Source organism: Enterococcus sp. DIV1726a (assembly GCF_051710985.1).
Lineage (GTDB): Bacteria > Bacillota > Bacilli > Lactobacillales > Enterococcaceae > Enterococcus_B > Enterococcus_B hirae.
In genome coordinates this window covers 2,320,312-2,341,006 of the sequence record NZ_JBIOLS010000001.1, presented here as the reverse complement: position 1 = coordinate 2,341,006, position 20,695 = coordinate 2,320,312, and the positions used below count along the sequence as shown (strand labels likewise).

The 20,695-nt window shown below is 37.3% G+C and carries 16 protein-coding genes and 1 other annotated feature; of the genes, 13 read left to right on the top strand and 3 right to left on the bottom strand.

Going from position 1 to position 20,695, the window contains the following annotated elements; genetic code table 11:
• The first annotated feature begins 783 nt into the window (after positions 1 to 783).
• The 3 genes from mnmA to IGJ27_RS10595 all read left to right on the top strand — a co-directional run bounded on the left by mnmA (position 784) and on the right by IGJ27_RS10595 (position 4,553).
• Positions 784 to 1,905, top strand: a complete 1,122-nt coding sequence (gene mnmA / locus IGJ27_RS10605; protein WP_010720804.1) for a tRNA 2-thiouridine(34) synthase MnmA — start codon at positions 784 to 786, stop codon at positions 1,903 to 1,905.
• A 438-nt stretch (positions 1,906 to 2,343) separates the two neighbouring features.
• On the top strand, positions 2,344 to 3,471 hold the full coding sequence (locus tag IGJ27_RS10600; protein ID WP_034700652.1) for an aminotransferase: 1,128 nt from the start codon (positions 2,344 to 2,346) through the stop codon (positions 3,469 to 3,471).
• Between the two features lie 380 nt (positions 3,472 to 3,851).
• Entirely contained in the window at positions 3,852 to 4,553 is a 702-nt protein-coding gene (locus IGJ27_RS10595) for a hypothetical protein (protein ID WP_225792577.1), read from the top strand.
• Between the two features lie 301 nt (positions 4,554 to 4,854).
• Here the strand turns inward: IGJ27_RS10595 and IGJ27_RS10590 are convergent, their stop codons facing one another.
• Positions 4,855 to 6,156, bottom strand: a complete 1,302-nt coding sequence (locus IGJ27_RS10590; RefSeq protein ID WP_081128488.1) for a multidrug efflux MFS transporter — start codon at positions 6,154 to 6,156, stop codon at positions 4,855 to 4,857.
• Between the two features lie 149 nt (positions 6,157 to 6,305).
• Between IGJ27_RS10590 and IGJ27_RS10585 the strand changes: the two genes are divergently transcribed.
• The 3 genes from IGJ27_RS10585 (at position 6,306) to IGJ27_RS10575 (ending at position 9,378) form a co-directional block, all read left to right on the top strand.
• Positions 6,306 to 6,872, top strand: coding sequence for a TetR/AcrR family transcriptional regulator (locus IGJ27_RS10585; RefSeq protein WP_010720801.1), 567 nt, complete (start codon positions 6,306 to 6,308; stop codon positions 6,870 to 6,872).
• Positions 6,873 to 6,995: 123 nt separating this feature from the next.
• Positions 6,996 to 7,373, top strand: coding sequence for a DUF1033 family protein (locus tag IGJ27_RS10580; RefSeq protein WP_010720800.1), 378 nt, complete (start codon positions 6,996 to 6,998; stop codon positions 7,371 to 7,373).
• Complete coding sequence (locus IGJ27_RS10575; protein WP_178305723.1) at positions 7,306 to 9,378, top strand: DNA topoisomerase III; 2,073 nt, start codon at positions 7,306 to 7,308, stop codon at positions 9,376 to 9,378. The genes IGJ27_RS10580 and IGJ27_RS10575 overlap by 68 nt, the downstream gene beginning before the upstream one ends.
• 230 nt (positions 9,379 to 9,608) lie before the next feature.
• Here the strand turns inward: IGJ27_RS10575 and IGJ27_RS10570 are convergent, their stop codons facing one another.
• A complete protein-coding gene (locus IGJ27_RS10570; protein WP_178305724.1) occupies positions 9,609 to 10,094 on the bottom strand; it encodes a prolyl-tRNA synthetase associated domain-containing protein in 486 nt (161 codons plus the stop codon).
• A gap of 92 nt (positions 10,095 to 10,186) precedes the next feature.
• Positions 10,187 to 10,417: a binding site (T-box leader), on the top strand.
• A 200-nt stretch (positions 10,418 to 10,617) separates the two neighbouring features.
• Between IGJ27_RS10570 and IGJ27_RS10565 the strand changes: the two genes are divergently transcribed.
• The 6 genes from IGJ27_RS10565 to rlmN all read left to right on the top strand — a co-directional run bounded on the left by IGJ27_RS10565 (position 10,618) and on the right by rlmN (position 18,562).
• Positions 10,618 to 11,259 (top strand): amino acid ABC transporter permease, encoded by a 642-nt coding sequence (locus IGJ27_RS10565; protein ID WP_010720797.1) that lies wholly within the window; start codon positions 10,618 to 10,620, stop codon positions 11,257 to 11,259.
• A gap of 11 nt (positions 11,260 to 11,270) precedes the next feature.
• On the top strand, positions 11,271 to 11,906 hold the full coding sequence (locus IGJ27_RS10560) for an amino acid ABC transporter ATP-binding protein (protein WP_010720796.1): 636 nt from the start codon (positions 11,271 to 11,273) through the stop codon (positions 11,904 to 11,906).
• A gap of 16 nt (positions 11,907 to 11,922) precedes the next feature.
• The gene (locus tag IGJ27_RS10555; RefSeq protein ID WP_178305725.1) at positions 11,923 to 12,741 is read left to right on the top strand and encodes an amino acid ABC transporter substrate-binding protein; all 819 of its coding nucleotides are present in this window, start codon (positions 11,923 to 11,925) and stop codon (positions 12,739 to 12,741) included.
• Positions 12,742 to 13,013: 272 nt separating this feature from the next.
• Complete coding sequence (locus IGJ27_RS10550) at positions 13,014 to 14,450, top strand: glycoside hydrolase family 1 protein (RefSeq protein ID WP_010720794.1); 1,437 nt, start codon at positions 13,014 to 13,016, stop codon at positions 14,448 to 14,450.
• 346 nt (positions 14,451 to 14,796) lie between these two features.
• Positions 14,797 to 17,238: a DNA translocase FtsK gene (locus tag IGJ27_RS10545; RefSeq protein ID WP_034700630.1), complete on the top strand. Its 2,442-nt coding sequence runs from the start codon at positions 14,797 to 14,799 to the stop codon at positions 17,236 to 17,238.
• Between the two features lie 250 nt (positions 17,239 to 17,488).
• A complete protein-coding gene (gene rlmN / locus IGJ27_RS10540; RefSeq protein ID WP_010737151.1) occupies positions 17,489 to 18,562 on the top strand; it encodes a 23S rRNA (adenine(2503)-C(2))-methyltransferase RlmN in 1,074 nt (357 codons plus the stop codon).
• 251 nt (positions 18,563 to 18,813) lie between these two features.
• On the opposite strand, the gene IGJ27_RS10535 is transcribed toward rlmN, so the two are convergent.
• The gene (locus IGJ27_RS10535) at positions 18,814 to 19,425 is read right to left on the bottom strand and encodes a hypothetical protein (RefSeq protein WP_178305726.1); all 612 of its coding nucleotides are present in this window, start codon (positions 19,423 to 19,425) and stop codon (positions 18,814 to 18,816) included.
• Between the two features lie 550 nt (positions 19,426 to 19,975).
• Between IGJ27_RS10535 and aac(6') the strand changes: the two genes are divergently transcribed.
• A complete protein-coding gene (aac(6'), locus tag IGJ27_RS10530) occupies positions 19,976 to 20,524 on the top strand; it encodes an aminoglycoside N-acetyltransferase AAC(6')-Ii (protein WP_081128496.1) in 549 nt (182 codons plus the stop codon).
• Positions 20,525 to 20,695 lie beyond the last annotated feature (171 nt).

Here is a 20,695-nt window from a genome sequence, read left to right as displayed (position 1 = left end):
CCACCAAGGTTAGCCATCAAAAAATAAGAGGGATCTTACTTTTTACCAACTATCTATTTTTTACATATTTCAATTTTATGCAACTTAGGGAAATTATAGGTTATTTACTTAACTTTTTACAAAACAAATAAACAAAAAACATCACTTTTATTTCAAAGGAGAAAAAAGATGCCATCATTAAAATTAAAAAAAGCTACAATGCTAACATCGTTTTTGTTACTTAGTCCGATTGTTTTGACTAGTTTGTACTTCATTCCACGTATCAACAACTATCATTACGTCTTTTTTATATTCGTGATGATGAGTTGTTGGATCATCAGAGGGGTTAACTTGTTTTTATCCACAAAAATTGAATCCAAATTCTTAAAAAGAATCATTATTTTCCTTAACCTAATCTGTATTTTGGGCTGGCTTTTTTTTGGGGGGTGAAAAAAATGATACAAATTGAAAAGAAGAAAAATCATTTTATTTAACGTATCAGGTATATCTTTTAACAAAGATGGTGCTATTAATCCTCAATTATTTGTTTGCTACTTATATTCTTTCCTTACGCTTATTTTCTTCATGTGGATAGTCTTTAACTATGATCAATCGACTGAACAAAAGCAAATGATAAAAAGACGATTCCAATTTTTTTGAAAGTCATTAAAAGGCTCTACTGATACTTTGATAAATAAGGGATGAAATTTTCAAAAATATATCGTATAATGTAAAGCACTGAAAAGTTGCGACCTTCAACTCGTAGATGATTTCAGAAAATCTAATTGAAATGATGGTGATACCATGAAAGACAACAGCAAGACACGTGTTGTCGTTGGGATGAGTGGCGGTGTCGACTCATCTGTAACAGCACTTTTACTAAAGGAACAAGGCTACGACGTCATTGGGATCTTTATGAAAAACTGGGATGACACGGATGAAAATGGTGTATGTACAGCTACGGAAGATTATAAGGATGTAGCGAAAGTTGCTTCACAAATCGGGATTCCTTATTATTCTGTCAATTTTGAAAAAGAATATTGGGATCGTGTATTTGAATATTTCTTAGCTGAATACCGAGCAGGACGGACACCTAATCCAGATGTGATGTGTAATAAAGAAATCAAATTTAAAGCATTTTTAGATTATGCGATGGATTTAGGTGCTGAATACGTAGCGACTGGGCATTATGCGCAAGTAGTGCGTGACGAAAATGGCGTAGCACATATGCTTCGTGGTGTAGATAACAACAAAGATCAAACTTATTTCTTAAGCCAATTGTCACAAGAACAATTAGCGAAAACAATGTTCCCACTAGGTGGTATGGAAAAAACACAAGTACGTGAAATTGCGGAACGTGCAGGTTTAGCAACTGCTAAAAAGAAAGATTCCACTGGGATTTGTTTTATAGGCGAAAAGAATTTTAAACAATTTTTAAGTAATTATTTACCAGCTAAAAAAGGAAATATGGTGACACTTGATGGTGAAGTCAAAGGTCAACATGCTGGATTGATGTATTACACGATCGGTCAAAGACAAGGCCTAGGGATTGGTGGTGGCGGTGCATCACAAGAACCTTGGTTTGTAGTCGGAAAAGATCTTGCAACGAATACGTTATATGTAGGACAAGGATTTCATCATCCTGCCTTATATGCAACAAGCCTTGATGCGAGCGAAATCCATTTTACAACGAATGAACCAATGCCAAAGGAATTTAAATGTACAGCTAAATTCCGCTACCGCCAACAAGATGTGCCGGTAACGGTTCGGTTATTAGAAGGTGATCGTGCCGAAGTAATTTTTGATGAACCTGTACGGGCGATCACACCAGGTCAAGCTGTCGTCTTTTATGATGGAATGGAGTGCCTTGGTGGTGGCTTGATTGATCATGCCTACAATAAAGAAAAAGTCTTGCAATATGTGTAAATCTTGCTTGCGAACAGCTCTTTGAACAACTTTCTTTTGTTAGAAGAACAAGAAAAGAGTTAAGACAAGTTTAGTTCTGAGAAATAAGCCGAAGAATCCGAAAATAGTTTCGCCTATTTTTGGTATTCCTCGGCTTTTTTTGCTAGAGTGTCTTCTGAAATATCAGTAAGGGGTTTTTGAAGCAAAGAGATTTCAGATTTTTGTCTAATAATTTTTTCTGAAGAAAACAGTGTCAGGCGACTTTTTCAACAGGCGGTTCTATCTATTTGAAAGCGTTATTTTTAAAAAGAGAGTATAATAAAAAAGGAAACCTACCGTTTATCTCATTTACATGGCATCTAGGATTAGGAGAGACGAATGGTTCTTGGTTTGTTTGAGTATCAACGAATAGAAAGTAGTGAATCAAAAATATTGAAGAAAGCAAAAGGAGCGAAAAAGATGGAAATCACACATTTTGGACTGGAAGAATGGTTGAATAAGTGGGAAAAAGAAGCAGTATATGACCTTGCACAAAGTTCCATCGAAGCACTGACGTTAGAAGAACTGATTGGGTTAGACGGAACGACAGTTACTGATTTTTTTCAATCTTTGAGTAAAACGTCGTTGGATTATGGGTGGAGCGAGGGGACGGCAACTTTCAAAAAAGAAGTCGCTTCTTTGTATCAATCGCTTTCTTCAGAAAACATTATTCAAACCAATGGGGCGACTGGGGCGAACCTTTTGGCGCTGTATGGATTGATTGAACCAGGAGATCATGTGGTCTCCATGTTGCCAACCTATCAGCAATTGTATGACTTACCCAAATCTTTAGGTGCAACTGTTGATTTCGTACCACTCACAGAAGAAGAGGAATGGCGTTTTGATAGTGTGAAATTAGTTGATGTGATCCAACCAAATACTAAAATGATTTGTTTAAACAGTGCCAATAATCCAACAGGTACATTGTTGGATCGCCAAACATTGGAAGAAATTATCGAAATTGCCGAAAAAGTCGATGCGTATATTTTGATGGATGAGGTGTATGCCCCATTAGCAGGGGGAGATTTTGTCTCAATCGTGGATCTGTATGACAAGGGGATTACGACTAATTCATTGTCAAAGACTTATTCTGTTCCTGGTATACGCATCGGCTGGGTAGCAGCGAATCAAGAAATCATTGAGCGTTTAAGAAAATACCATACCTATTTAGTACTTAGCGGTGGTGTTTTGTCAGATGCATTAGCGGTTCACGCACTGAGGAATAAAGAAAAGATCCTTGCACGAAATAAAAAAATCGTTTCGGAGAATTTAGCCATCGTTGAAAAATGGCTGGCTGATGAACCAAATGTCCAATTAGTGTTGCCGAATCACGTGTCAACGTCATTCATTCGCTTGAACATAACAGAAGATGATGAGCAATTTTGTATTGATCTTCTGAGAGAAACTGGTGTCTTACTGGTCCCAGGTAGTGCCTATGGGGTGCCTCAACATGCGCGCTTAGGGTATTGTTGCAGGAAAGAAACATTAGAAAAAGGGTTAGCCTTACTTTCAGAATATCTAAAAGAACGTGGAAATAACAAAGCTTGAGAAATTGAAGAAATCTCCAAATGTTAGATTTTTTGGTCTATCTTTTGGAGGTCTCTTTAATTTAAGGTGTGTTTTTATCAATTTTGTTAGGAATAAAATAATTATTTTTGATGTTGCCAAACACGCTCTTTTTTATTTTTTGTTCTTCAAATTTTTTATAATATAAGTGATAGAGAGGACTACTAAAATAATAACTAAAAATGTAAAAATAAGTCTAAAAGATAACACTAGTTTTATAATTAAATTCCCCATTTTAATTATTCTCCTTTTTATAAAAAAGCTTTATTTTAATACAAGATAGCGTTTTCTTTGTATATTTTTTAATAAGTGTTATTATAACCTTGTGGAAAATAATATCATATACTATAGGAGGAATGCAAATGTTTTTTAGGAAGATGGTTGGATTAGGAATATTAAGTGTTACAGCTTTAACATGTTTTAATGGTGTTACTAATGTTCATGCTTCAGATATAATTTCATCACAAGCCAATGAACCATTAGAATTAAGTCTTGATAATGTTTATAATTTGGAACAAAAAACTTCAAGAATAAGCAAATATGTGTTTGAAACAAAAAATTATACTAATAACAGAACGACAAGCACATTTGAAAAGATTCAGGTAGATTTTACGGATGCAGTATTTTATGATGAAGAGGGAAATATAGTCAATAAAAATAGTGTAATAGAAAATATCGCAAAGGATATTGAAGACTCTCAAAATACAAATCAAAAACGTAGTACTTGGAGAGAAGGTGGAAGTTGGACTAGCGGATCTGGGTATTCTATTTGTAAAGGGACAGCTATTCATGGATTTTCATTTGGGTTTGAATTAGTTTTTAAAGCTGATTATACAAGTGTGCAAGGTGGATATGATCAAATTGATAGAATCTATGGTGTAAACTTTGCTGGTTTTGGCTCTTGGTCTCCGATTTCTAGTGGGATATTTAGAAAAAAAGAACAAGCAGGTTATTCAGCATATGGTGGAGTAAAAGGTGCCTTGTCTAGCAATGGGCTCACTAAGTCAATGTACCTTTATCTTCGAGTAGGTAATGATACTGCTTGGATTGACAGTAATATGTAAAATGATCATTCATTTATAACTTAGAAAATATAAAATTTATGAGTGTGGAACAATAATCCTTTCTCAAAAAGAAGATAAGTCTAATTTTGATTTATAACATCAAAATTAGACTTATCTTTCCTATTATTGACACCTTGTCCTTTATTTTCCAAATTTTATCAATCTAAATCGATATCAATCGTTGCTCCTTGTTTCCAAATGTAAATAAAAGCAATGGAACGCCAATTGAGCTTTTGGGGGTCTCTTCAATCTGGAATATGACTATTGTTCTTGTTTATCCAGATTGACTATTAGTAAGCAATCAATGTCCATGAGGTTGTGTGTGTTTGTCTGAAGAAAGGACAGGTGTATCGGATGTTTCTGATGAGTCAACAAGCTCATTGTCATGGATTTCTTGTGTGTTACGACGTACTAGTAAGAAGTTCACTAAAACAAGTAAAGAAGTGGAAAGAAAGACTCCTCGGTAACCAAACACGCTTGAAACGCTCGAACCAATCATTGGACCAACGACATTCCCAGTTGCTTGGAAGGATTGATTGTAGCTAAAAATCCGACCGGCGGCGTGATGTGGGGAATATTTGGTGATCAAAGCTTGGACAGCTGGAAGCAAACAAGCATCTGAAATACCGATCAAAAAACGCAACGCAGCCAGTTCCCAGACATTCGTCACAAAGGCCATTGGGATATAAACTAAAATTGCAAATCCTAAGCCAATGGCTAAAATACGTTCACTCCCGATTTTATCTCCTAAGCGACCAAAACGAGGAGCGGCGATCAATGTGGCAATTCCTGGGATCGAAGCAATGATCCCACTAATCAGCGTGACACTGCCATGTCCATTTAGTAATTGACGAATATATAAACTAATGATTGGGCTAATAGAATTATTCGAAGCTTGAATAATCATTGTTGTGACGAACATACCAATCACGACATGGGGATACTTCAATTCTTTGAATATTTGTTTGGCAGAAGCCATATTTTCTTTTTTAATAGGTACAAATGTTTCATGAACAAAGAAGAGACTCAATAAAAAGACGAGAAATAAAATGATTCCTGTGATGAAGAAAGTTGGACGATAACCAAATGCTGAGGCTGAAATCCCCCCAAGTAAAGGACCAAGCAACGTTCCTGTGACGGAACCAGTAGCCAATGTTCCTAGGACTTGACCACTTTTTTCTTTCGGCGTACCAGTAGCGACAAGGGCAGTAGCATTACTGATGTAACCAGAAAAGATCCCTTGTAACAACCGAAGTGCAACGAGTTGATACACACTGGTCACACAACCCATCAAGGCAATAACGACAGCCATCCCTAAGGAAGCACGCAAGAGCATCAATTTTCTGCCTTTCTGATCGGCTAATTTGCCCCACCAAGGAGAAATCAATGTGGTGACGAAAAACGTAGAAGAAAAGGTCAACCCACTCCAAAAATTCAATTGCGACGTACTATAGTTACCTAACGTATCTATGTATAGTGACATAAACGGCATAACTAAGCTAAACCCAATCCCTGCCATAAAAGTCCCAAACCATAAGACAAATAAGTTTTGTTCCCAAGTTTCTCTTTTCCTAAATAATTTTTCTTTGATGCGTGTGGTCACTGTTATGTCCTTCTTTCTGAAAATTTTCATTTACATTCGTTTATTATAAACTACAATGTGTAGTTTATCAATGGAAGCCTCTTTTTTAAGTTCGTTTTTCATGGTAAACTAAAGTTGTTAAGTAGTTAACATACGAGAGGAACAACGAAATGAAAAAAAGAAATCTATCTCAAGAAAAAATCATCGCTTGCTTTCGTGGACTAGCGGAAGAGATGGATGTTCAACAAGTCACTTTTCAACACCTGGCTAAGGCGCTAGACGTCAAGTCTCCTTCCCTCTATAATCATTTTAAAAATATGCGTGATGTAAAGACCGCATTGACTGCAAAATTATTACAAGAGTTAAACGAAGCGTTGCGTCGTTCTTTGGTTGGAAAAAGCGGAGCAGAGGCGCTGCGTGTCTATGCACAAGTCTATCAGTCTTTTGCTTTTGCGAACCAGGCCGTTTACGAGTTGCTGATCAGTGTCCCTCACACCAATGAGGAGATTTTGTTAGAAGGAATCTATGAAACGAACCAGATCATTCTACAATTATTTGATGCCTTTGACTTGACCCGAAAAGAAAAAACGCATCGCAGCAGAGAATTGCGAAGTATCATCCATGGCTATTTGTCTTTACGATTTTTAGGCTATTTCACAAAGGAAGCAACTGTGTCTCCTGAAGAGAGTTATTCTTGGATGATCAATGACTTTATTGCCACTTTACCAAGTAAATAAGTAGTACGTTTCTTTAAAATAGACAAATTCATAAAATGTCCCTTTTATAAGAGAAATTTCTTGCAACTTTCTTGAAAAGTGTCTAAGATGAGTCTAGTAAAATCGTAGAGAAGGAGCACGAGTATGTATCAAGTAGTGACAATGTTCGGAGATAATGAGCCTTGGTGGTTCTTTGAGAATTGGGAAGAGGATATCGAAGTAGAAGAAACATTTGATTCTTTTGAAGAAGCACAGGTTAATTATGAACAAAAATGGCTTGCAATCAAAAATAAATACGAATATATCCATGCAAAAAGCAACTTTCTAAGTGCCTTCTGGAATGACGGAGACGAGCGCTGGTGTGAAGAATGTGATGATGATCTTCAACAATATAAAGGGTTAGCCTTATTGAAAAATCATCAGCCAATCACTTTAGAAAGCAGAAAGGAATTTTATGAAACAACTAATTCTAGCGGAAAAACCAAGCGTTGCGAAAGACCTAAGCAAGGTGCTTGGTGCTAATCAAAAACACAAAAATTATTACGAAGGACCCAAGGTGATCGTTACTTGGGCCCTTGGTCATTTGTTAGGGCTGAAAATGCCTGAAGACCTCAATAAAGAATGGCAAAGTTGGCAAATGGAAACGTTGCCGATGATTCCTAAAAATTTAGGAATCAAACCACTGCCTAAAACAGGTCACCAATTAAAAACAATCAAGCAATTGGCGCAACGTAAAGATGTGTCAGAGGCTGTGATCGCTACAGATGCCGGAAGAGAAGGGGAATTGGTTGCTCGGTGGATCTTGGAGTACGTCCGTTTTAATAAACCAGTGAAACGTCTTTGGATTTCTTCCCAAACAGATAAAGCAATCAAGACAGGATTCAAACAATTGAAGCCCGCAAAAGACTATGATGCACTTTACTATTCGGCGCTAGCTAGGGCAAAAGCTGACTGGTTAGTAGGATTGAACGTAACACGGGCGCTGACTGTGAAGTATCAAGATAATCTATCTGCTGGTCGAGTTCAAACTCCAACACTCGCATTGGTTAGAACACAAGAACGGAAAATTGAAACATTTAGACCACAAACCTATTTTTCAATTTTATTAGATGTGCAAAAACAACAAGCAAAGATGGTTCAAAAAAATCAATTCGCATTGAAATCTCATGAAGAAGCTCAATCGTTAGTGAAAGAGTTAGCTAAAAATAAAGGGACTGTGACAGCCATCCAAGAAAAAGTAAAAGTGGAGCCGGCACCATTACCTTATGATCTAACGGAGATCCAGCGAGAAGCAAACCAACGTTATGGCTACTCTGCTAAAAAAACTTTGGGACTGGTCCAAAGTTTATATGAAACGCATAAAATCGTGACGTACCCTCGTACAGATAGCAAATATCTGACGAGTGATATGAAAAGTACGATGAAAGAGCGTTTACAGGCGGTCAGCGATTTTTCACCAGAAGTGAAACAGTATTTAAAAAATGGGGCAGTTGTTCGACAAACAAAAGTCTTTCAAGACAGTAAAGTCACTGATCACCATGCGTTATTACCAACTGAAAATCGTCCACGCTATGAGAAACTTAGCAACGAAGAACAAAAAATCTATCAGATGATTGTTACTCGATTCTTAGGATTATTCGCTGAACCACACAAAATCAGTCAAACAAAAGTGACTGTGACATTTGGCAAAGAACAATTTGTGTTCCATCAAAATCAAGTCCTTCAAGCTGGCTGGAAAGATGTCAGTCAAAAGGACAGCAATGAAGTGGACTGGGTGGAGGGAATGCGTATCCAACCAGAATTTACGATCAAGAAAGAACTATCGGCACCGCCTAAGCCTTTGACAGAGGCGAGTTTACTAGGACTTATGGAAAAACATAGTTTAGGAACACCGGCAACTCGTGCTGAAATCATTGAAAAGTTGATCAAATCGGAATTGATGGAACGAACACCGCAAGGCTTGCAAGTCTCACCAAAAGGAAAGCAATTATTGGAATTAGTCAATCCTTCCTTAGTGACCCCTGATTTAACAGAAAGCTGGGAGAAAGACTTAGAAGCAATTGCAGCGGGGCAAAAACAAGCCAGCCAATTTTTAAAGGGCATTGAAAAAGAAACGAAACGATTGGTACAAGAAATCAAAACAAGTAAACAATCTTACCAAGATTTCTCGATCACACAGAAAAAATGTCCAGACTGCGGTTCCAATCTTAGAGAAAAAAATACTCGAGATGGCAAAATCTATGTCTGCACGAATCAAGATTGTCATTACCGTAGAAGAAAAGATCCAAAAGTCTCGAACCACCGTTGTCCGCAATGTCATCGGAAAATGGAGATCATCGAAGGCAAAAATGGCGCTTATTTCCGTTGTAAATATGATGGGACGACCGAAAAAATGTTAGATAAAAAAGAACAAAAGAAAAAAATGACGAAGCACGAAGAACGTCGTTTATTGAAAAAGTACACGCAAGCAGAAGAACCGGAAGAAAGCCCACTTGCTGCAGCTTTAAAAGCTGCAATGAAGAAGTAATGTGTCATTCGGTGAAAATCAGTAATGGTTTTTGAGACCACTATTGTATGTTAAAAATGGTGATTGGTTTCAAGTGATTGCTGTTTATGTAACATGGTTTAGAGTGTGAAAGAAGCTTAGTCTGAGACATAAGTCATGAGGTTCCTCTTATAAATTGTTGTTTTTACGTACAATTTTTAGGAGGAACCTCATTTTTTGTATGTTGGGCTTTTTATCACAAATAGCCGTGCTTATAAATCTTCGTAGATAGGTGGATGTTCAAGGTATTCTAAAATCTTGATGAAATCTAAAAACGATACGATCAATGTTGTCGTGTTGACATTTGGATGAAATCCTACGGTAGAAGTTTGATCAATGGCTGAGTCAATCACTACTTGAATCGCTTTTTCTTGATCATGCATCAATGCAAAAGGTGTAACAGTACCGGGAGCTACCCCTAATAAATCAAGGAGCTGTTCTTCTGAAAGAAAAGACAAACGCTTCTCATTCAGCTGTTCTGCAAGTTGTTTCAAATTTGCCTGCTTTTCATCAGGTAAGATAACAAGATAAATTTGTTTCCCTTTTTTTGCTTTTAACACGAGATTCTTCACTTGAGGTCCTGGTAGTGTAAATGGCAGATTTTTGACAGAAGTAATCGGTGGATGATCCACCTTTTGATAGGGAATGCCTAGTAAATCAAGTAATTGATAGGCTTCTTTTTCAGTAGCAAAAACCATTGATTGATCGCTTCCTTTCTTTTTCTTTCATTCATTATAAAAAAATAATTGACAAAAGAAAAATAATCGTGTAAATTACACGTAAGTTAAAATCAACGACATCGAAAAGAAGAGTAGCGATTAAATGTTTGAAGAGAGTCTCTGGCAGGTGGAAAGAGATAGCAGTTAATGGTGAAACACATCTTGGAGTCGATTTTCTGAAATACAGTAGGAAAATCCGGGAAGCCCGTTACAGCTGCGGTCATTGTTTGATGACCAGATAAGGTTAGTTTCCGTGAGGGACTAACAAAAAAAGGTGGAACCACGTAATTTACGTCCTTTGGTCATTTGACCGAAGGACGTTTTTTTATTTTCGTGTGAAGTAAATGTCCAACAACAATTACTTTTGTTTTACCTCATTTTCTGGAATGACTGCGTGAGGTTTCTTTTGTGAAAAAGAAACAAACAGAGGTGGGAACACGTGTGATGCGTCCTCTTGACGAGAGTCAAGGGGATTTTTTTATTTAAAAGGAGGAAGAAAGAAATGAATTATTTGCTGGAAGTCATGCCACAACTATTAGTAGGGGCTCTTACAACGTTGAAATTATTTATTTTCACCTTGATTGGTTCATTGCCATTAGGGATCATTTTAGCATTAGGATTGTCTTTACATTTTAAACCAATTCGTTATATCTTGCAGACCTATGTCTGGGTCATGCGTGGTACACCGTTATTACTACAATTGATTTTTGTTTTTTATGGATTGCCAACGATCGGGATCGTCTTTGACCGTTTTGAGGCAGCATTATTGGCTTTTGTTTTAAATTATGCCGCTTATTTTGCTGAGATTTTTCGTGGGGGGATTCAATCGATTCCCCAAGGACAATATGAAGCTGCGCAAGTGTTACAGTTGAGTCCTTTTCAAACCGTCACAAAAATCATTATCCCACAAGTGACAAAAATCGTTTTACCATCGGTTGGGAACGAAGTAATCAACTTAGTGAAAGACTCTTCATTGATCTATATCTTAGGACTAGGAGACGTTATGCGAGCAGGGAAGATTGCGATGGAACGTGATGCAACATTGCTACCATTACTAGGGGTGGCTTTCATCTATCTAGCACTAACCGGTATCTTAACGATCATCATGAAACAAGTAGAAGGAAAATTAAACTATTATCGCTAGGAGGAATGGACATGATTGAATTAAAGAAAGTAAGTAAAGCATTTGGAGAAAAGAAAGTAATCAACGCGTTAGATCTAGTCATTCCAGATGGTCAAACCATGGCAATCGTCGGTCCTTCTGGTGGAGGGAAAACGACACTTTTGAGAATCTTAGCAGGATTGGAAAAAGCAGACAGTGGGGAATTTTATCTGGATGGTGTAGCCTTTGACCCATTTGAATTGAAAACGAAAGAGCAAGTCGTAGGTGTTGTTTTCCAAGATTTTCAACTGTTCCCACACTTAAGTATTTTCGACAATATCACTTTAGCACCTAAAATGGTGTTGAAGCAATCGAAAGAAACGTATACGAAAAAAGCACAGGAATTAGCCGATTCACTTGGCATCAGTGATTTACTTAACAATTATCCTTATCAATTATCTGGCGGTCAAAAACAACGGGTAGCGATCGCACGTGCCTTGGCAATGAATCCTCGAGTTCTTGCTTATGATGAACCGACAAGTGCCTTAGACCCTGAGCTGCGACAACAAGTAGAAAACTTGATCGTCTCATTGAAGGCAGAAGGTGTGACACAAATCATCGTAACCCATGATTTAGTGTTTGCGGAAAATGTGGGAGATCAACTCGTGAAGGTCATCCCAAACAAGTAAGAAGGAGGGACACTTGATGAAAAAAATCAGTTTGCTACTTGCGATAGTTGTAGGGATCGTCTTTCTTTCTGGTTGTAGGAATGAGAAGACAGATAAAGACAATTGGTCAACGATTCAATCAGAAAAAAAGATCATCATCGGGTTAGATGACACCTTTGTACCGATGGGGTTTCGTGATAAAGAAGGAAAACTAACAGGTTTTGATATTGACCTTGCTAGAGCAGTTTTTAGAGAATATGACATCAAAGTCGTTTTCCAACCCATTGACTGGTCCATGAAAGAGTTTGAATTGAATAATGGGACGATTGATCTCATTTGGAATGGGTATACTAAAACAGCTGAAAGAGCAAAAAAAGTCCAATTTTCAAAACCTTATATGCAAAACGAACAAGTCCTGATCACTACGAAAAAATCAGGGATCACCAGCTTTGCTCAAATGAAGGACAAAATCCTAGGAGCTCAAAATGGTTCTTCTGGTTATGATGCCTTTATCAAACAACCAAAAATATTAAAAGATATTGTAAAAAATCAGGATGCTGTTTTATATGATAGCTTTAATGAAGCATTGATCGATTTGAAGAGTGGACGGATCGATGGGTTATTGATGGATAAAGTATATGCTGGTTATTACTTGAAGCAAAAAAATGAGTTGGATCAGTTCAATATGATCAAAGGGGATTATCAAAGCGAAGATTTTGTCGTGGGTGCCCGAAAGAAAGACAAGGAATTAGTGAAGAAAATCAATGAAGGGATTGCGGAATTAGAAAAAACAGGAGAATTCCAACAAATCTCAGACAAATGGTTTGGTGAAGATGTGACACCCGTTCAGAAGTAAACAGGCAATCTAACATCATTGAGTGTCTTAAAAAGAAGCGTGGTAATTTGAGTGTCTCTTAGTTCACACGATAAAACCTATGAAATTAACCTGCGCCAAATGAATAAGCAAGAATTTTTGAAACACATATTTTAAAAAATTCTTGCTTATTTTTTGTCTGAAAAATTCCAATGATCATAAAATTGTTCAATGATTGATTTCTCCTTTTGTATTGAAAGGGGTTTCGTGTTATCCTTTTTTAGTAAGGATTGAAGCAAGAAAGGAAGAGATTGATGGAACACCAAAAATTAACTGAATTTCCCCAAGACTTTCTTTGGGGATCAGCCTCAGCGGCTTATCAAGTTGAAGGAGCCTGGCAAGAAGACGGCAAAGGAGAATCGGTCTGGGATCGTTTTGTCCGTATTCCAGGGAAAACTTTTAAAGGAACAAACGGCGATCTAGCGGTTGATCACTATCATCGCTTTAAAGAAGATATTGCTTTAATGAAAGAACAAGGATTGAAAGCGTATCGTTTTTCAGTTGCTTGGACTCGCATTTTTCCTAATGGTCGTGGGGAAATCAATCAAGCAGGGTTAGCTTTTTATGAAGAGCTGATCGACGAGTTGATTGAAAACGGGATTGAACCAATGTTGACATTGTATCATTGGGATCTTCCACAAGCCTTGCAAGATGAGTATGCAGGTTGGGAATCACGCCAAATCATTGAAGATTTCACTAATTATGCTGAAACATTATTTAATGCTTTTCGAGGAAAAGTCCATTATTGGATCAGCTTGAATGAACAAAATATTTTTACTTCACTAGGCTATTTATTAGCTGCTCATCCACCAGGTGTTACTGATCCAAAACGGATGTATCAAGTGAACCATATTGCTAACTTAGCAAATGCAGCAGTGATCAATAAGTTTCATGAATTAGGAATGCCAGGTAAAATCGGTCCAAGTTTTGCTTACACACCTAATTATCCGATCAACAGCGATCCTAAAAATATTTTAGCTGCAGAAAATGCGGAAGATTTGATGGCTCATTACTGGATGGATGTCTACATGTGGGGCAAGTACCCGATCGCCGCTATGAAATTTTTAGAAGAACGTGGCTGGGCACCTGAGATGGTTGAAGGAGACGCAGAACTGCTTGAATCGGCTAAACCAGACTTCTTGGGGATCAACTATTATCAAACAGCGACTAATGCCTTTAATCCGTTGGATGGTGTAGGAGCTGGCAAAATGAATACCACTGGGAAAAAAGGATCTTCTGAAGAAACAGGCGTCCCAGGGATGTACAAAAAAGTCGACAATCCTTTCGTTGAACGTACGAATTGGGATTGGGAGATCGACCCAGAAGGATTGAGAATCGCTTTAAGAAGGATTACGAGTCGCTACCGGATGCCTGTATTGATTACTGAAAATGGTTTAGGGGAATACGATGAATTGACAGAGGACAAAAAGATCCACGATGAGTATCGTATCGCTTACCTTTCAAGTCATGTCAAAGCGATTAAAGAAGCGATCTCAGATGGTGCTGAAGTCCTTGGCTATTGTACGTGGTCTTACACTGATCTGTTAAGTTGGTTGAATGGCTACCAAAAACGTTATGGATTTGTTTATGTCGATCAAGATGAAACTCAAGCAGGATCATTGGATCGCTACAAGAAAGATAGTTATTATTGGTACCAACAAGTGATCAAAGAAAATGGCTCAACGATCTGACCTTTTTGATAGTAAACGTTCAGGGAAATAAAGCGTGATCGCTTTTTTCTAAAAATAGAAGCAGTGAGGATAAAACTTTCCAGCTTCATTGAGTTCACTGAATGAACCAAATGAATTGAATGAACCGAAATTCCCAAAAACTTTCTTGATTTTTGTGGAATTTCGGTTTTTTTATCATAGTTTCTCGCTAGGGGTGCAGGATCTAGCCATTGGTTATTTGAAAAAGTTTCTTAAAGTATTTGGTATAAATACAGGGTTCGAAAAGAAAAACTTTAAACTTAGAAACAAAACTTTTGTTCCCTCGCTTTTTTTTGTATAATGGAACTTGATGAAATGAGGGATAAAAATGGCAAAGAAAAAACGTCCTGCAAAGAAAAAGAAAAAGACGAAAAAGCAACAACAGCAGCAGGAACAACTTCTTGCGATCAGTATCGGATTTGCATTGATCTTATTTGCCGTATTTGGCTTTTTAAAACTAGGTTTTTTAGGTATTTTAGTGGCAAATGGTTTTCGGATCATTGCAGGGAACACTTATCAGCTTCTCTGTATATTATTAGCTATTTTAGGTTTTTGGGTCGTTGTAAAAAATACCGATTTTAAAATCGGAAAAAGCCGTCGGTGGTTTGGAGGCATTCTTTTTTACTTAGGAATTCTTCTCTTTTTACATGCCCATCTATTCGGAAAACTCCATAGTGGCGAACCAAACATTCTAGGAACCACTTGGGATCTGTTAGCAAGTGACATCCAGCATGCTCGAGTCAGCAGTAATGTTGGTGGTGGGATGGTTGGAGCAGCACTCTATAATTTTACGTATTTCTTGATTGCTCAACCTGGTAGTTACTTTGTTGCCATTTTATTATTAATAAGTGGTGCAATTTTATTTAGCAATATCGAAGGCTATCAATTAGTCAATAGCTTGCAAGTGATGGGAGAACGAATGCAAGAACTGCTGGAAGGAGATCCTGCAAAGCAAGCGAAGAAACAAGCGGCGAAAGAAGAACGGCAAAAGCAACGAGCGAAAGCACGAGAAGAGAAAAAATTAGCAGCAAAAGAAGCGGCAGAAGCTGAGATTGCTGAGCTGGAAAAACGTCGTTCCGCTGAACAACAAGCAAAGTCTGCGCCTTCTTATGAAAAAATTGCAGATGATGAACCCGAACAACTCAGTTTTGTACCGATCGATAGTTTTCAAGGAACTGTCCCATCTGCGACAATGGATATGCCAAAAGCAGAGCCAACGGTCACAACGCCTACTGCATCTGAACCGTTAGAAGCAGAGAGCTTAGAAGATGATGGGACAGCATTAGAATTTGAAATCGAAGCAGAGCAGGAAAATCAAGATTATGAGTTACCGTCAATCGATTTACTCGATTCAGTAAAAACGACGGATCAAAGTGACGAGTATAAAAAAATCGAGAAAAATATCGGAGTCTTGGAACAAACTTTTCAAAGTTTTGGCGTAGATGCGAAAGTCGTCAAAGCAAGTTTAGGACCCTCTGTGACAAAATTTGAAGTCCAACCAGCAGTGGGTGTCAAAGTAAGTAAAATCGTCAGTTTAACGGATGACATTGCATTAGCATTAGCGGCTAAAGATGTTCGGATGGAAGCACCGATCCCAGGTAAATCATTGATCGGAATCGAAGTACCGAATAGCAAGATCAGCATGGTGTCATTTAGAGAAATCATCGAAGCGCAACCCAATCATCCAGATAAGCTGTTAGAAGTGCCATTAGGAAGAGATGTTTCTGGGCGAGTCCAAACCGCAGATCTTTCTAAAATGCCTCACTTATTAGTAGCCGGATCGACAGGTAGTGGGAAATCGGTAGCAATCAATGGGATCATTACCAGCATTTTGATGAGAGCAAAACCCCATGAAGTCAAATTGATGATGATCGACCCCAAAATGGTGGAGTTGAACATGTACAATGGGATTCCTCATCTTTTGACGCCAGTTGTGACAAATCCGAGAAAAGCTGCTCAAGCGTTGCAGAAAGTCGTTCAAGAAATGGAAGAACGTTATGAAAAATTCGCTGCTACTGGTGTTAGAAATATTACTGGTTATAATGAATTTGTCCAACAAAAAAACTTGGAAAATGGAACGAAACATCCTACCTTGCCATTTATCGTGGTGATCGTGGATGAATTAGCTGACTTGATGATGGTTGCCAGCAATGAAGTCGAAGATGCTATTATTCGTTTGGCACAAATGGCACGGGCAGCGGGAATCCATATGATTTTAGCGACCCAACGTCCAAGTGTGGATGTTATCACAGGGATCATCAAAGCAAATGTTCCTTCTCGTATGGCATTTGCAGTCTCTAGTGGAACGGACTCACGTACGATCATTGACTCCAATGGTGCGGAAAAGCTTCTCGGACGTGGGGATATGCTCTTCTTGCCAATGGGTGAAAACAAACCGATACGGGTTCAAGGTGCGTTTATTTCTGACCACGAAGTAGAACGAGTGGTCAACTTTGTAACAGATCAACAAGAAGCACATTATGAAGAAAAAATGATGCCTTCTGATGAAGTAGAATCAGGCGGTACCGCAGAACAACCACAAGATGAATTATTTGAAGAAGCTAAAGCACTTGTCATTGAAATGCAGACAGCAAGTATTTCATTATTGCAAAGAAGATTTAGAATTGGTTATAATCGGGCAGCACGCTTAGTCGATGAATTAGAAGCACATGGCGTAGTAGGACCTTCAGAAGGAAGTAAGCCAAGAAAAGTCTTCATTGAGCAAGTCGAAGAACCAATGGATATGATGCCAACGGATCACGAAACATAGAAAAAGTGCGTATGTGCTTGTCAGTTCTAACAATGAAACCGAAGAAACGCCAAAAGTAATTTTGGGTGTTCTTCGGTTTTTTTATGAGATTGATCACTTATTCATAAAAATCAAAAAAACGATAGTTAAAAAAGGAGGAGCATTCATAAACAGCCTAAGATTTGGTATCTTTGTTTTGTGAACTATTGCATTAGTTGTGAGAATCAGTTATAGTATGTAGCGATACTTTGAAAAAAAGAGGGAAACGATTTTGGAAAAACAATCCATTTATGGTTTAACAATCGAAGAATTAACCAATTGGTTTTTAGAAAACGGCGAAAAAAAATTCCGTGCCGCCCAAGTGTGGGAATGGCTTTATCAAAAGCGTGTCAAAGACTTCTCCGAAATGACCAACTTGTCAAAAAACTTGATAACAAAGTTAACGGATCAGTTTGTGATCAATCCGTTAAAACAAATAGTGGTTCAAGAAGCAACGGATGGCACAGTCAAATATCTATTTGAATTACCAGATAAAAATATGATCGAAACAGTCTTGATGAGACAAGAATATGGATTATCTGTATGTGTGACGACACAAGTCGGCTGTAATATTGGTTGTACTTTTTGTGCAAGTGGTCTGTTAAAAAAGAATCGAGATTTGACAGCTGGAGAAATCGTGGCACAGATCATGATGGTTCAACACTATTTTGATGAACGACAAGAAGGAGAAAGAGTGTCCCATGTGGTTGTGATGGGCATTGGCGAACCGTTCGACAATTATGATAATGTCATGAACTTCTTACACATCATCAATGATGCCAAAGGGTTGGCAATTGGCGCACGACACATTACTGTTTCAACAAGTGGTTTGGCAAATAAGATCAAAGAATTTGCTGATAATGGGTTGCAAGTCAATTTAGCGATCTCATTACATGCACCAAATAACGAGATTCGGACCTCCATCATGCGGATCAATCGGAGTTTCCCAATTGAGAAATTGATGGCTGCAGTAGATGAATATCTTGAAAAAACCAATCGACGAATCACGTTTGAATACATCATGTTGAATCAAGTCAATGATCGTCCGGAGCATGCACAACAATTAGCGGATCTATTAAAAGACAAAAAGAAATTAACGTATGTGAATTTGATCCCTTATAATCCAGTCAGTGAACATGACCAATACTCTCGCAGTCCTAAAGCAGATGTGCTGAAATTTTATGATGTATTGAAAAAGAATGGCATCAATTGCGTGATCCGTAAAGAACACGGTACAGATATCGACGCTGCGTGTGGTCAATTACGGAGTAAACAAATGAAAAAAGAAAAAGCAACGACTAAATAGCATTAGCTAATATCCAGCATCCATGGAGAAGAAACAACAAAGACGACAAAGCCTTATGCTTTGTCGTCTTTTGCTGAGTTTTCTTAGAACCTCAAATTACTGTTTGTTCTTGCGGTTCATCCCAATGCCATACAATATCCATGAGAGAACGAAACAGGATAATGCATACAGAATATCTTTTGTCACGTTCAAGACAGCGAGACTTGAGATGATTGATAATGATAAAAATATCAGAAACTTTCTATTATTCATTATACCAAACATTTGATACTCATTAAGCCTAAAGCAGCAACTACTACTGGGATGGTAAATTCGGCACCAGCTACTTCAAAAACAAGAGCAGCTATTTCTTGCCATGCTTTTTTCTGGATCAATGCCCATAATCCACCAGCAGTTAGACTCATATAGATCGTATCTCCTACATACTCTTTAATACTCTTGCCCATACAATCGGTAAAGCCTCTTCCATTTATAGAATCGATTTCATGCATGGAGCGTTCATTTTCGAAAAATTGCTTAAATAGATAATATGAATTTGAGTTAATTTGTTCAGGAAATTGTGATTCAATTCTAGTGAAATTAATTCCGATAACTTCACCAACACTATTTTTTATTGGTGCTTTTTCAAGCATAAACGCTAGCTCTTTAGCAATTTTGTTGATTTCTATTTGCTTTTGATCCTCAGATAATAGGGGTAATCGATTATTTTTGATATCCATACTCAATTGTTTTTGAAATTCTTCAGGGGAAGTACTCTCGTTGGCATAAACAACTGTACCTGTACTAATCAGTAGACTTAAAACCATCAAAAATGACATTGCCAAACAAAAAAATTTTGAATTTCTTGATACATGTAATTCCATCTATAATCACTCTCCTATTTTTTTGGTAACAAGCACTTGTTGTAATAATCTTAATAGAATATACATATTTATACATTAAATCAGTATTTAATTTTTATTAAAATATAATATTTATATCATTTGTTTTTTAAATTTTTTTATTTTTAAATTAAATTTTTGTCAACTTTTATATACAATATTTCTTTATTATAATTATAAAAAATAACGAAATGTATTGAAATATTGGGTCTGGTATTTATTTATTATAAGATGCTTATATGTATTTTTATTTATTTCGAGAGAGTTAAACATAAAAATTGATATTTCGTTTTCTATTATCTATTTAAAAAAGCAAAATTTTAAAGTAAATCGTTTCTGTTATGACCTCCTTCACGGCGTTCAAGAAGCAACTCCTCAGCAATAAGCGATGATTTTCTAAAATATGAGAAGCTATTTTAAAAAATCCTCTCTTATTTGCTCGGAGCTGAACGCTTCTTTCACGACCTTAAGCATAAACTTTTCTTTTTTCTTTCTAGTACTGCTAAAATAGGCAGAAAAGGGAGGGATAGCGATGATTATCAGTGAGTTTGATCGTGAGAATATTGTCTTGCGAGATCAGCTTGCAGATCTTTTAAGATTGACTTGGCCTGATGAGTATGGGACAGAGCCGATGAAAGAAGTCGAACAGTTGATGGTTCCAGAACGGATTGCTGTATCGGCGATTGAAGGGGAGGAATTGGTCGGTTTTGTTGGAGCGATCCCTCAATATGGCAAAACAGGGTGGGAGTTACATCCTTTGGTAGTAGCAAGCGCGCATCGCAAACAACAAATCGGGACACGATTGGTTTCCTATCTGGAAAAAGAAGTCGCTTCATATGGTGGCCTGGTCATCTATCTAGGGACAGATGATGTTGAAGGACAAACAAATTTAGTTGAAACGGATTTATTTGAAGATACCTTTGCAAAGTTACAAGAAATCAAAAATATCAATCATCATCCCTATACATTTTATGAGAAACTTGGCTATCAGATCATCGGTGTGATCCCAGATGCGAATGGGTGGAACCAGCCTGATATTTGGTTAGCAAAACGAGTGGCCAAAAGAGAGCCAACGGAATAAATTAAGACACTAATATTAGAGAAATGAACGATCCATTTTGTTCTCTAGTATTAGTGTTTTTTTGTTAGAATAAAAAATTATAATCTTTTTATGAGCTAAATCCGAACATTATAGCTGTTTTTACGATTTATTTTTTTTTGATGAAAATTATTTTATTTTTTTATCAAGTAG